Below are 13714 nucleotides of genomic sequence, written 5' to 3'. Positions count from 1 at the left end.
AGCGAATAAACGCTTTTCCTGAAACCTTTCAACAACAAGGTTTCAGGTTCAGACGGCCTTTTTAAGACAATACCGGTTGCGGTACTTTGTGTTGCACTGCATAAACCGCTGCTTGGACGCGGCTGCTTAGGTTTAACTTGCGCAACAGGTTTTGTACATGCACTTTGACGGTTGACTCAGCCAAATTTAAATGGCGGGCAATGATTTTGTTGCTGTGTCCGGCGGCAAGATAGCCCAAGATTTCCATTTCGCGCGGGGTCAGTTGCTCCAGCAGATGGTCGGAGCGGGAAGGAGAAGGGGAAATCAGCGATTGCACCAAGCGGCTGGTCATTTCTGGAGAAAAGACGTTGTCGCCATCGACAGCTTTGCGGATGCTTTCTAACAGGAAGTCGGCGTTGATGTTTTTCAGCAAAAAGCCTTTTGCACCCATACGCATACATTCGGTCAAATCGTCGCTGTCTTCAGAAACGGTCAGCATGATGACGGTCAGCTGCGGATTGATACTTAAAATTTGAGCCAATGCTTCGCGGCCGTTCATGACCGGCATATCCAAATCCAGCAAGACTACATCAGGCTTGAGCTGCTCAACCATTTTTACGCCGGCCAGGCCGTCTGAAGCTTCGCTGACGACTTCAAAATCAGGCTGGCGGGAGAGCAGGGCTTTGATGCCGCTGCGAAATAGGGTGTGGTCGTCAATAAGGGTAATTTTAATCGTCATGATGCTGTTCTCATTTGTTGCGGCAAAGTCAGCATAACCGCCGTACCTTGCCCAATCTGCGATGTAATGGCCAATTCTGCGTTAATCCGTTGGGCCCGTTCCTGCATAATGCCCAAGCCGACATGTTCGCCTGAAGGCCGGTTTGATAGGTGTTCTTTATTAAAGCCTGCGCCGTCGTCCCGAATTGTCATGACAAAATCGCCGTGGTTGGCAATTTCGACGCTGACATGTTGCGCACGCGCGTGCTTCCGGATATTGGACAGGCTTTCCTGCAAAATGAAGATGATCTGCAAATGCTCATCATAATTCAAAGCCTGCCCGTCGTCCTGCCATTTTAAATCAACTGGAATACCGGTTTGTCGTTCAAAACGCGCCAGCAGCGATTCTACCGCTTCAGGAAAATCTTTATTACTGATTTTGGTGCGGAAATTCATCAAAAGTTCGCGTACGTCCTCGTAGCATTCCTGCACGCCATCTTTGATAAAGCCGATATTTTCTTCTGCCTGCTCGCGTTGGTCTGAAGCAAACGCGCTTTCCAGCATTTGTACCTGCAAATTCAAAAAGGTCAAAGCTTGTGCGATGCTGTCATGCAAACCTTGCGCAATCAAGTTACGCTCCTGCAAGACTGCAAGCAGGCGGCGCTCTTGTTCCATGCGGTTGTTGGCGATGGAAATGCCCAGCTGTCCGCTTAAGGTATGCAGCAGTTTTTCGTCTTGCTCATCAGGCATATGGCCGTCTGAAAAATACAGGGCCAATACACCGAGCTGTTCGTCTTGGTAAACGATTGGGAATTCTACACGATTTCCCTCTTCGGTTTCACCGACACTTGCCGCCAAGTCAGAGCGTTTGCGTTCTTCATCGGAAAGATATACCGTACCGCCCAAAGCGGAAAACGCCGGCAGAATCTGAGCCAAAAATTCTTCTGCGGCCTGTTGCGGCGTAAAGGTTTGGTGCAGATTGCGCGTGGTTTGGTAGAGCAGGGTCAAATCACGGTTTTGCCGCGCCAAGTCTTGGGTTTGTTTGGCAACTTGTCCTTCCAAGTCTGTATAAAGCGTATGCAGACGGCGGCTCATTTGGTTAAAGCCCTTGCTTACTTGGGCAAACTCACGGATCTGGTCTGTCTCGATTTGAACGCCGAAATGCCCTTTACTGATGGTTTCTACGCCATCACGCAGTTTTTCCAAGGGGCGGATAATCCATGAGTAATGCCAAACAATCATCAAACCAGCAGCCACAACAATCATCAGCATCATGGCCATTTGAAAGCGGCGCAGCCACAAGGTATTTTGCTCGTTGGCATTTTCCATCGCCTGTAAAAACAGCTCAATATTGCCGGCAAAACGGTATAAGCCGATTTGGGTCGGACGCTCGTAATGTTGCAAAGACGGCTTGATATTGGATTCCCAATCAATCAACAGCATCGATTGAATCAAGTCGTAAGCCAACGGCGTTTGAGACGGAATCAGCGGATGAATGGCATCACTTTGCGTCACATTGGCCAGCGTACGCTCAAATTCTTTGATTTGGTTGTCAATTTGCGCATTGGGTGTACGGACACTTGCCATATAGGCCAAACGATACACCTGCATTTTCAAACTGCCTGCATCTTCAATCGTTTTAGCCGCGTTTTCCAAACGCCAAGAAAGCAGCAGGGTAAAGACAATCGACAAAAATGCCGAACTGACCCATAAAAAAGTCAGCAGTTTTAAACGCGAAGACAGGCTCAGGCCGTCTGAAGATCCGGAGAATAAACGCATAATGCACGCAGGGAAACTAATCCGATAATCTTATAAAAATATCATTCTTTCGGCCTATAAACAACCTGTCTAAAATAATTGTGTGGTTATGATAAGAAAAAACAGGGGTTTAATGTAAAATCATGTTATGATAAAATTCATCTCAAGTGAATTAAATCATGAAAATAAGGTTTCAGACGGCCTGAAACCTTGAAACTTATCCAATAAACACAACATCTTGAACCACACTCCATACTCTGCTTCGCAAAGGACTACCAAAATGAAAATTTTCGCACTGATATTGGCCGGCGGGCAGGGAAGCCGGATGGGAGGTGTCGATAAGGGGTTGGTGCAATGGCATAACAAAGCCTTGATAGATCATGTTATCGAAAAAATCCGCCCGCAAGTCAGCCATATCGCCATCAGTGCCAACCGCAACCTTGAATCTTACGCCCAACGCAGCGCGCACGTTTTCTCGGATTCGCGCCAATGGCAGCATTACGGCCCTCTAGCCGCTTTATGTACTGCCGCCAACGATTTGCAAATTGCCACTGCCGATTGGCTACTTATCGTATCCTGCGATATGCCGCGTTTGCCGGAAAATTTGGTATCCCAATTTGAAACCATCGCTCGGCGCACGCCATTGTGCAATGCATTCTATGTGGAGACCTCTGCCAGACCGCATTACAGTGTGATGTTCATCCGTCCGCAAATCCTGCAAAGCACTGTGCCATACCTTTATTCAGGAATGCGCAGCATCCGCGGCTGGCTGCAGCAACAGCGCGCGCGGGTTGTCCATTTCCCTTATGAGCAGGATTTTATCAGCTACAACACGGAAAACGATTTGGCCCAGCCTTTGTAGTTGGGTCAGTAAGGGGACTAATGTTTAGGTAGAGATATGCTAACTTGATGATTATTTAATATCTTTCAATAGGTAATAACTATCTTGTAATTAGTTCTCTTAGAAATTCATCAATCCGTATATTTAAATAAAATATACGTTCTTCGTTAAAATAAACTTTGGCTTTTTCCCTATCGACTGTTGCTTTTAGGTCATTTAGTCTGCCTAAGTCCAAATTTTCACTGGTATATTTTCTTGCCAACAGTGCACGTAGCAAATCTCCATCCAGCCCTAAACCTTTAATTACTTTTAGCACCTTATCGTTGGCATCTTTTTGTTTGTAATCAGTAATGTAGTCGCTCAATGCCAAACTTGGGTCAAGCTTAATATCACCGGATTGCACATCGTGTAAAAACAACTCAGCAAATTTTTGATCTTCTTTAGAAAGCGTAGCAAAAGAGTGGTGTAGCTCCTCAAGTGCAGCAGCTTCTTCTATGCCGCCGATGGTTTTAAGCCATTTTTCAAAACGGGCATTCATATAATTTTGATCAATTTTATCGGTTTCGATTTCATTGATATACGAACGCAAATCAAATGGCACATCATCGCTACCTCCACCGCCGCCGCCAAGTTCTTCTTTAAATAAATCTTTATAACGTGCCAGCAGTTTATCGTAGGTCTCTTGATCGAAATTGAGTGTGGCAGTGATCACGCTGTCGTCTTCCTGTACCACGTCATAGCTTAATTTTTCCCACACAAAACCGAGCAGCCGCGCAGCCTGCAAGTGCTCGTTGAGCTGATTGAATAGTTTGACAAACTTCGCACACGCAGTTGCATCATCAGGATTGGTTGCAAAATCTGCCACTCCCGCACGTTTGAAAATATCGGCAATATCGGCAAAGCAGACATTCATTTTATCGATAACCTTATCCAAATTATCCACAAATAGCCCCATTGGGCGGTCGCCCGAATAGAGCTTAACGGCTCGCTCAATATTGCGTTGCATCGTATGCGGCTTGCGGTAATAGCGGATTAACCCAAAAGGCTTATCGGTTTTGTCGCATAAGCGGTTAGTGCGGGAAAACGCCTGAATCAGGTTGGCGTAATCCAAAATTTTGTCCAAATAAAGCGTATTGAGCCATTTGCTGTCGAAGCCCGTCAGCATCTGATCAACCACAATCAACAAATCCAGCTGCTCGTCGGGCTTGATTCTCTTATACGCATTGATATGCGACAACCTATCCGACAAATCCGTTTTAAATCGGGAATAAGTGGCGTAGCCGAAACTTGTGCCAAACTGGGCGTTGTAATCGGCCAAAATTTCGGCAATCCATTCTTCTTTATCACTTCCCTGCCCATCATTAAGGATATTGGGATCGAAAAGGGCAGTCAGCTTCAGCCCGGAATTTTTGACTTTAATTAAGCGGTAATAATTGACCGCTTCGGGAATAGAGCTGGTGGCAAAAATGGCATGATATTTTTTGCCTTGGCTGAGGCGTTGCCAATTTTCCAGCATGTCGTCGATCACTGCATTCACATGTTCCGGCGTTTGATATTGCACATTGGGTACATAATCTTCAATGCCTTTTTGATATTTGCCGTCTGAAGTATATTCTCCCGCCATCGGCACATCGTTTATAAATTGATTGTAGATTTTTTTCTTTTGGTCATCGGCAAATACTTCGCTTTCATCTGTTGCTTTGGCTTCTTGCAAAGCGACAGATCTGCGTAAATCGCTGTCTTTAAAGGTGCGGATATGGAAGGGGTGAAAGCCCAGCACATTTTCATCACGAATGCCGTCTGCAATCGAATATCGGTGCAATTCATTACCGAAAACCGTGGCAGTGGTTGAATTTTTCTTAGCGTTTTCTTCTTCAATCGGCGTGCCGGTAAAGCCGAAGAAAATCGCATTGGGGAAGGTGTGCTTAATGGTGAGCAACATATCGCCAAAAGTAGTGCGGTGGGCTTCATCAACGATAAACACCAAACGTTTACCACTGATTTGCTCGATTCAGCCTCATTTACCCCTTCTTCCGCCTTGATATTACTCATTTTTTGAATGGAGGTAACGATTAAGCGGTCGCGGTCTTGTTTGCTTTTCAGCTTAGCGAGCAAAATGGCGGTGTTTTCCGTTGCCTGCACATCATCTTTACTATCGGCAAAATTCTGATATTCCTCCAGCGATTGCTTGCCCAGCTCAATACGGTCGAGCAAGAAAATCACCTTATCCGCATCTTTACGGCGGCTGATTAACTGCGCCGATTTAAAACTCGACATCGTTTTTCCCGAACCGGTGGTATGCCAAATATAGCCGCCGCGCTGATTGCCCGAAGCCCAATCTGTCTTTGCCACCGTGTCAGCAATCTTGTTGACCGCATAATACTGATAGCTGCGCAACACTTTCAGCTGCTCGTCTTTCGCATCGGCAATGGTGTAATCGCCGATAAACTGGTGCGCCATCGGAATCGAGAGGAAATGCGTTGCCACCTTATCCCAATCGTTCATATACACATTATTGAAATCCGCCCAACGGAAATAAAACGCAGGATTTAATTGACCGCCGGTATTGGCAAAATAGCGGCATTCTTCCGGCGTCATCGCCACAAACACCTGCACCAGGCTAAAAATGCCCGAAAACGCGCCTGCCTTATGGTATCGCTCAATTTGATTGGTCGCTTGGCTGATGGGCACGCCAGAGCGTTTCAGCTCAATATGAAACATCGGCATCCCATTAATTAACAACATCAAATCGCCACGCTGTTTGGGGTATAAATCCGAACGAGGGGTGAAATGGGGCTGCTGGGCAATTTGATAGCGGCTTTTGCCGGCAGAAATTTCCTCACGGTCAAAAATATCCAGCGACACTTCCTTGCCGAAATGACGGCTTTTCTCATTTTCACGCTTGATGGCCACTGTTTTGCCGTTGATAAAGCCGTTTAGCGCATAAGGCGTTTTCAATGCCTGCACCTGCTCCAAAATCTGGTTCATTTCCGTGCGAATCAACGGCACATCAAGCTTGTCGATATGTTGGTTGGTTTTATTCAAATGCCCCTGCCAGTTGGCAATTAACTTTTCTTCGGTGGGATAGCGCAACACTTCCTTTTCCCAGCTTTTAGTGGACAGCAAGGCAATCAGTGCGTTTTCAAAATCAGCTTCTTTATTAAACATTCTTTTTCTCCGTAAGGGCGCTACTACAATTTTTCAGACGGCCTTAATCATGGGTAGGAACACAGCCCTATACCAACATCGCCGCCAACAGCCCTTTTTTAAGTTGGTTTAATTTTTCGACTTCTGCCGTCTGTAAGGCAATGGTTTCGTCCAGTTGGCGGAAGAACAAACCGATGGCGGTTTGTTCTTTTTTATCTTTTGGAAATTCAATTTCAATTTCCAACATTGTGCTTCCATTTAATTTAGCTCGACCACCACCAACTAAAAATTGGGAAATATCCATTGATTGAAAGCGCGAAAATAAAAAAATATTATTTAAAATTTCAGATTTACCTTGCAAAATATGAGCATGGTTATTTACCCAACACTTCCCATTAACATACTGAACAGGATAGTTCTTTAAATCATTTGCACCATCTTCTGCAATTAATACAAACTCTCCATTATGAGTGAAACCATCAACATAATCTTGTATCCCATTTGCTCCAAAATAAGGCGTATTGCCTGAAGTTCTTTTGTTTTCAGATACTGGGATACGTAAATTATCAAATACATTAACCACATCTTTAAGTATTTCTCGCTTCCACCCCCCCTCAAACCCTTTAAAGCGGATTTTTGGTATTTTTTCACCGTTTGCGGGGAACATTTTTGCCAGCATTGCCTTTTTAAGCTGACGGCTTTTTTTCAATACCGCACGGCTCTCGGCAATTTGGTTGTCTAAGCGACGGAAAAACAAACCGAGGTGGGTTTGTTCGAGGAAAGAAGGAAAGGAAATTTTGCAAGCTCTTAAATCATCATTACGTAAGTGTACAACCGATTTTCCTTGTGCTTTTTTAGCTAATTCTTGATTACTTTTCCCATTCGTTAAAGTTAAAGCTAAAAATGGTGAAGCAATATTCTCATTAGGTGTAATGATATTCAAATCTCCACCTAAAATTACATCTTGCTGATAAACCGCAGACGCACGAGCAATATCTTCAGCCGTTTCTCCTGAAGCTGGCACAATAACTTCATTTCCTAAACTTTTTAGGGCATTTTTATCACAAGAAACAAAAGTATCTACATTTTCAATAATATTTTCATATTTTGTATAAAGACGACCATACAAAATTATTGGAAATCCACTATCTGTTAAATCTGATTTAGAGTAACCACTGCCTTTTGTAAAACTAGCATTCTCGCCCAACACTTTTTCTTCCCACGCCCCCGTAAACCCCTTAAACCGCAAACGTGGCTCTTGTTGTTTATTCATTTTGTCCCCTTAGCCTTTCAAAATCGCCTGCCATGCGGCAATGCCCTGCAAATTAAATTCGCTGCCGGTGAGTTCGTCCATCATTTGTGCCAGTGCGGCGGCGCTTTCCTGTTTGCGTTGGCTGATGTGCTGATAGGTGTCGGCATATTTGTCGCAAAGTGCGGTCAGTCTTTGGCTGAATTGCGCCAGCATGTTTTCAGGCAGCTTGCACATCGCCTCATTAAGCGGAACAAACCATTTTTGACGGAGCAAATCGAGGGCTTCGGCATCATCCAGGGATTCAATGGCGGCTTTGGTTTTGCTGTGAAGCTCGGCGGATTGGGTTTTGAGTTCCGCCTTGAGCGTTTTTTCTTCGGCAAGCAGTTTATAGGCAGCCTGCAATTTTGCGCCCAGGCTTTCTTCGGCAAATATGTGTTTGTCGATGGCTTTGGCTAAGTCGGATTTTTTGGCGATTGCTACGCCGTCGGATTCCAATTCTTGTTGCAAGGCTTTGGGAATTTCGGCATTGATAAAGCCGTCGCCTTCTTCATTGACGGCAGGGCAGGCTTTTTCTTCTTCGCTGAGGTTTTCCAAAATGCTTTGCATTTCGGCGGCAATTTCCGCCAAGCGGGTTTCTTTGGCTTTTAGGTTTGCCAATTCCTGCGGCAATTTGACGGCCTGCACCAATTCAAACGGCAGAATATGCCCCACCCAGCCGTCTTGTACTTCGGCTTCTTTTTTGGTTTTGCTGTCTTTTTTCAACACCATAAATGGATCAACCTGCTTAATTGCCTGTTTGCCTTCAGTTTGAATCATCTCCAAATCGGCGGCAATGCCTGCCACATCGGCGCGCCATAAGTCATCGAGTTTTTGATAGGCGGTATAGAAATCCAATAAGGGCATGGCCTGCACTTTTTGGCGGATGAGTTCTGCAAGCTGCTGCTGGGTTTGGGAGATATTGAGCGTTTCCATCGGCTCAATCAGCAGGGTTTCCAAGCGAGCGGGGAAATCGGCAAAGTTTTGGGCAAATTGCGCTTGATAATTCAGCACGCTGGCGTGGCTTTGCATGGCGGCTTTAAGATTGTCGGTTTTCGGCTGCACATAAGGTGTGCCGTTATCGGTAAATAAGGCCGTCTGTAAACCGTCAAAGGCTGCCCAATAGTCTGCAAATTGTGCCAGCTCGGCTTTGGGAATACCGCCGTGTATGGTGGCGAAAATATCCCATTGCTCCGTCGGTTCGGCGGAATCGACATAGCGCGGAATATTGAGGTTGTAGCCGTTTGCCACAATTTCGGCTTTCGGCACAATGCGGGAGAATTTAGGCAATTCCCGACGATGGGTCACGCAATCGACAATGCGCTTGATGTCGCTTGCCTGTAAATGGTTGTTTTTGCCCACTTTGATGAAATGTTTGGAGGCGTCAATCATCAGTACGTCATTACGTTCGCGCTCTTGGCGTAAAACGACGATGATGGTGGGAATGCCCGTACCAAAAAAGATATTGGCAGGCAGCCCGATAATGGCATCGATATGATTGTATTCAATCAGATTTTTGCGGATTTTCTCTTCTTCGCCACCCCTAAAAAGCACGCCATGCGGCAAGACGATGGTCATGATGCCGTCGGGTTTTAAGTGGAAGAGGTCGTGTAATAGAAAGGCAAAATCGGCTTTTGCCTGCGGGGCGATGCCAAAGCGTTTGTAGCGGATGTCGCCTTCTTTGTCTTTGGGATTCCACGGCTGGGAATAGGGCGGATTGGACACTACGGCATCCAGATACAGCGGATCGCCTTCCAGCGGCCAGTCGGCTTCTAATGTGTCGGCGTTGCGGGTGAAAATATTGCTCGGCAAAATGCCGCGCATGACCAGATTCATGCGCGTGAGGTTGTAAGTGTTTTCTTTTAATTCTTGTGCGTAATATTTGATGCTGTCGGCGCTTTTGAGATGTTTGGCAACGCTATGGCCGATGTTGATCAGCAATGAACCTGAGCCGCTGGTCGGGTCGTAAATGCTGATTTCTTCACGGTCTTTGAGATGGTCGGCAATGATTTCAGACATCAGCAAAGATACTTCGTGCGGCGTATAGAATTCGCCCGCTTTTTTGCCTGCGTTGGCAGCAAACATGCTAATCAGGTATTCATAAATAAAGCCCAATACGTCATAGCCTTGTTTACCGTCCATCGGAATATCGGCAATCAGCACGAAAAGGTCTTTCACCGCATTGGTTTGGCTGGCGGCGGTATCGCCCAATTTGCTCAAACCGGATTCTAAGGTTTTAAAAATGCCGTCAAAAACTGAGATGTAGTTTTCTGCAATATTGCGGCTGAAAGCGCTCATTGCAGTGCGGACGTTGGCAATATTGAAATCCGAGCCTTGGGCTAACCAAGTTGAGAATAGATGTTCGTAGCTGATGAAATAGCCGAGGTTTCTTTTGATATGGTTGACAAGATCCACGTTAGATTCGGTAAGTTCATCGGCAAAATTTGATTTTTCTAAGCCTTGTTCAAGGGCAAATTTCTCCAGTTTGTCGGACAAAAATTTGTAGAAAATAAAGCCTAAGATGTAGTCTTTGTATTCGTTCGCTTCAATTTTGGAACGCATTTTATTCGCAGATTGCCAAATTTTGGCTGCAAGTTGTTGTTTATTCATTTTTTCTCTTATTGGTTTTTGATTTTATACATATTGCGGTATTTATGATTGCTTGGTGCAGGCTTTGCTATGATAAACCATCAACACGGTGTTTACATAATTTACATCGTAGAGGGAGTATGATTCATCGATGTAATGAAAAATGGTAGGAAAGCTCACATTACACAAAGGCCGTCTGAAACTTAACTTTCAGACGGCATCTTGTATCCATATAAGAGCCGCTATCTCTATTGGCGAGGATGAGATTGAGATTGTCATCTTTGAATATAAATGATTAGGATAGAACAAGCGTTTGGATTTTGAAGATGATTTATAAAAACTCTTTGAAATTTCTCTACTCTTTGAAAAAGAAAAAAGGCCGTCTGAAAAGTACAGGCTGCTTTTTGGGTTTTCAGACGACCTCCAAAGCAGCCTGCACTCAGGTATTTTGGATTGACTAACGCAAGCTATCTGCCAAATACTTTCCGCCAGGCATTCGGATTGATCTTAAACTTGGCTTTAAACTGCAAGCGCAGGTTTGCCGCGCTGCCGAAGCCGCTTTGTTCGGCGATGCGTTCTATCGGCAAATCCGTATTTTCCAATAAATCCTGTACCTGCCATAGCCGCTCTGTGGTGAGCCATTCACCGAAATTCATACCTGTGGCTTGAGAAAAATGGCGGATAAAGGTTCGGCGGGAAACGGCTAATTTTTTTGCCAAATCGTCCAAGCGGTATGGGGTCGCAAGGTTTTGGCGCAGTTCGTCCAATAAGTGATTGATTTTGTCATCGGCGGTACGACGTTCGACAGGTCGGTGGATAAACTGTGCCTGCCCGCCTTCGCGGTGTGGTGCCGCAACCAAGGTACGAGCAAGGTCGTTGGCAACGGTTGCACCGTGGATTTTGCGGATGAGGTACAGACAGCAATCCAGCCCACCCGCCGCACCTGCCGATGTTAAAAAGTTGCCGTCTTCCGCATATAGGCGGTTGGTATCTAGATGAATTTTAGGGAAACGGCGGACAAAGTCGTCTTCTGCCAGCCAGTGGGTGGCGGCGGTTCTGCCGTCTAAAAGTCCTGTGTAGGCAAGGGCGTAAGAGCCGTAGCATAGGGCGACAATATGTGCACCACGTTTCGCTGCCCGCTGTAAATTCTCAGCCAGTTCCGGCGTCGGGGTTTCTTCAATGTTGCGCCAGCCTGCGATGACGATGATGTCGGCTTCTTCCGTCAAATCTAGGCCGCCATGTATGGGAATGCTTGCGCCCAGTGCCGTGATGACGTCTTTGCTGTCATCGGAACAGATTTTCAGGTCAAAGAGCGGATTGTCCCGATAGGTCGTCTGAAAAACAGAAAAGGGAATGTTGAAGACAAAATCATTCATGCCCGATTGAGCATATAGCACGATTTTGGGGACAGCTTGATTTTGGCGAAACTCGTTACGCTCGTTTTCAGACGACATTTTGGCACTATCCTTACGTTTATTGGCAATATTGCCTATTTTAGCCGATGCACCTGCTGCTTAAAATACGCTCCATGATTTTTTAAGGAGCAACATCATGAAATTCAAGCAATTTATTCTTGCTACTGTTTTGGGCGCGACAGCCTTTTCCGCTTGGGCAGACGATTCATACCAACATATCCGTAACGCTACTGCCAAAGTCGAATACGCAGGACAGACGTTTTTGGTTGACCCGTTTTTCGCCCCCAAGCATTCCATGAACGGCTTTGCCGGTACGTTCAACAGCCAAGCCAAAATGCCGCTGGTCGGGCTGCCGATGAGCGTGAATAAAATTTTAGACGGTGTGGATGCAGTCATCGTTACCCATACCCACGAAGACCATTGGGACGAAACCGCCGCACGTTCCATTCCGAAAAACCTGCCCGTATATGTGCAGCACCAAGCCGACGCGGCAAAAATCCGCAGCCAAGGCTTTACTGATGTACGCGTGTTGAACGGCAGCTCTGTCTTCAACGGTGTAACTATCAGCAAAACCGGCGGCGTACACGGTACGGAAGCCATGTATGCCAACCCTCAGTTAGCCGAAATCTTAGGCGATGCAATGGGTGTAGTATTCCAAAGCAGCGGACATAAAACCGCTTATATTATGGGTGATACTGTGTGGACGGCAGATGTAAACAAAGCATTGAACCGCTACAAACCCGATTATCTGATTATGAACACGGGCTACGCGCTGATTTCAGGCATTTCAGACGGCATTATTATGGGGACGGCTGATGTATTAAAAGCCAGCCAAGTCATGCCTAAAGCCAAAATCATCACCGTACACATGGATACCGTGAATCATACCGCCGTCAGCCGCGCCGATATGCGTAAATTTATACGCGGTCAAGGCATTGAAAGCCGTGTGAACGTTCCGGAAGACGGAGAGACTGTGAGGCTAGATTGATAAGCGATCATCTTTTAAAGAGAATTTGCAAAAATACTGGAAAATTTGGCCTCTCTTTGTTATGAAAAAAGCCGTCTGAAATTTCAGACGGCTTTTACTTTTAACGCATCCACAATCAACTTAAATACATTGGAATGCCCGCGGCGGCTGGGGTAATAGAGGTAAAACGGTTCGTAAGTGATTGCGTATTCAGGCAACAGCTCGACCAGGTGCCCCGAATTGAGTGCATCCGCTACGCTCATATGTGCTATCCACGCAATGCCAAGGCCGTCTGAAACGGCTTGCCGGCGCAGATGATTGTTGATGGAAAAGTGCGATTTTGGCGTGAACGTAATCAGCTCTTTTTTGTATTTGAATTCCCACTGCATCTCCGTGCCGTGTTCAGCGGAGAGTTTTATGCCGATAAGGCGGTGTTGTTGCAGATCATCAATATTTTTCGGTGAACCATGTTGCGCCAAATAATCGGGCGAGGCAACCAATACCATTTTGAGCGGTGCGGAAATTGGCACCGCAATCATCTCTTTCGCTACCTTGTTACCTAACCGAACGCCCATATCAAATCCTTCTTTCACAATATCTGCCCAACGATCGTCCACCACGATTTCCAAGCGGATTTTCGGGTATTGGTTCAAAATCGGCTTTAATTTCGGGTATAACACCGCTTCCGCCACCAGCGTCGGAGAATTGATACGAATCAGCCCCGATGGTGTATTCAAAAAGTCATTTAAGGCATCGACTTCGTGGTTAATCGCTTGATAAAGCGGAGAAAGTTGGTCGAAAAGCTGCTGCCCAGCTTCGGTCAGCGACACATTGCGCGTAGTGCGGTTGAGCAGGCGCAAATTTAGCCGCGTTTCTAAATTTTTCATGCTATGGCTCAGCGCCGAAGAAGAAATCCCCAAAAGCTGTCCCGCTTTTACAAAACTCTGTGTTTGCGCCAACGTCAAAAAATAATTCAGCTCGTTAAAGTTCTGCATTTTCCTACCCCGTTTTAG

The 13714-nt window shown here is 45.9% G+C and carries 9 protein-coding genes and 2 pseudogenes; 2 read left to right on the top strand and 9 right to left on the bottom strand.

Annotated elements, in window-relative coordinates:
* Positions 1-61 precede the first annotated feature (61 nt).
* On the bottom strand, positions 62-718 hold the full coding sequence (locus tag HMPREF3139_RS03930) for a response regulator (RefSeq protein WP_070460685.1): 657 nt from the start codon (positions 716-718) through the stop codon (positions 62-64).
* Positions 715-2475 carry a histidine kinase gene (locus HMPREF3139_RS03925; protein WP_070460683.1) on the bottom strand — a complete coding sequence of 587 codons (1761 nt, stop codon included), beginning with the start codon at positions 2473-2475 and terminating at the stop codon, positions 715-717. The genes HMPREF3139_RS03930 and HMPREF3139_RS03925 overlap by 4 nt, the downstream gene beginning before the upstream one ends.
* A gap of 259 nt (positions 2476-2734) precedes the next feature.
* Between HMPREF3139_RS03925 and mobA the strand changes: the two genes are divergently transcribed.
* Positions 2735-3316 carry a molybdenum cofactor guanylyltransferase MobA gene (mobA, locus tag HMPREF3139_RS03920; RefSeq protein ID WP_070460682.1) on the top strand — a complete coding sequence of 194 codons (582 nt, stop codon included), beginning with the start codon at positions 2735-2737 and terminating at the stop codon, positions 3314-3316.
* 79 nt (positions 3317-3395) lie between these two features.
* Here mobA and HMPREF3139_RS11185 read toward each other — a convergent pair whose 3' ends face one another.
* The 6 genes and pseudogenes from HMPREF3139_RS11185 to HMPREF3139_RS03900 all read right to left on the bottom strand — a co-directional run bounded on the left by HMPREF3139_RS11185 (position 3396) and on the right by HMPREF3139_RS03900 (position 11773).
* Positions 3396-5009, bottom strand: a complete 1614-nt coding sequence (locus HMPREF3139_RS11185) for a type I restriction endonuclease subunit R, EcoR124 family (RefSeq protein WP_283127009.1) — start codon at positions 5007-5009, stop codon at positions 3396-3398.
* A gap of 114 nt (positions 5010-5123) precedes the next feature.
* Positions 5124-5279: pseudogene (locus HMPREF3139_RS11180) on the bottom strand (DEAD/DEAH box helicase family protein); the annotation flags it as partial.
* Between the two features lie 80 nt (positions 5280-5359).
* A pseudogene (locus HMPREF3139_RS11175) lies at positions 5360-6463 on the bottom strand (type I restriction endonuclease); the annotation flags it as partial.
* Positions 6464-6530: 67 nt separating this feature from the next.
* Positions 6531-7715: a restriction endonuclease subunit S gene (locus HMPREF3139_RS03910; protein WP_070460680.1), complete on the bottom strand. Its 1185-nt coding sequence runs from the start codon at positions 7713-7715 to the stop codon at positions 6531-6533.
* A 9-nt stretch (positions 7716-7724) separates the two neighbouring features.
* The gene (locus HMPREF3139_RS03905) at positions 7725-10340 is read right to left on the bottom strand and encodes a type I restriction-modification system subunit M (RefSeq protein ID WP_070460678.1); all 2616 of its coding nucleotides are present in this window, start codon (positions 10338-10340) and stop codon (positions 7725-7727) included.
* 446 nt (positions 10341-10786) lie between these two features.
* The gene (locus HMPREF3139_RS03900) at positions 10787-11773 is read right to left on the bottom strand and encodes a GlxA family transcriptional regulator (RefSeq protein ID WP_070460676.1); all 987 of its coding nucleotides are present in this window, start codon (positions 11771-11773) and stop codon (positions 10787-10789) included.
* Between the two features lie 97 nt (positions 11774-11870).
* On the opposite strand from HMPREF3139_RS03900, the gene HMPREF3139_RS03895 reads away from it, so the two are divergent.
* Positions 11871-12722, top strand: coding sequence for an MBL fold metallo-hydrolase (locus HMPREF3139_RS03895; RefSeq protein WP_070460674.1), 852 nt, complete (start codon positions 11871-11873; stop codon positions 12720-12722).
* Positions 12723-12805: 83 nt separating this feature from the next.
* Here the strand turns inward: HMPREF3139_RS03895 and HMPREF3139_RS03890 are convergent, their stop codons facing one another.
* On the bottom strand, positions 12806-13696 hold the full coding sequence (locus tag HMPREF3139_RS03890) for a LysR family transcriptional regulator (protein WP_070460672.1): 891 nt from the start codon (positions 13694-13696) through the stop codon (positions 12806-12808).
* Positions 13697-13714 lie beyond the last annotated feature (18 nt).

The sequence above is a fragment of the Neisseria sp. HMSC15G01 genome (assembly GCF_001808255.1).
Taxonomy (GTDB): Bacteria; Pseudomonadota; Gammaproteobacteria; order Burkholderiales; family Neisseriaceae; genus Neisseria; species Neisseria subflava_A.
Note: the sequence above shows the minus strand (reverse complement) of the source record. Positions and strands in the feature narration are given on the sequence as shown.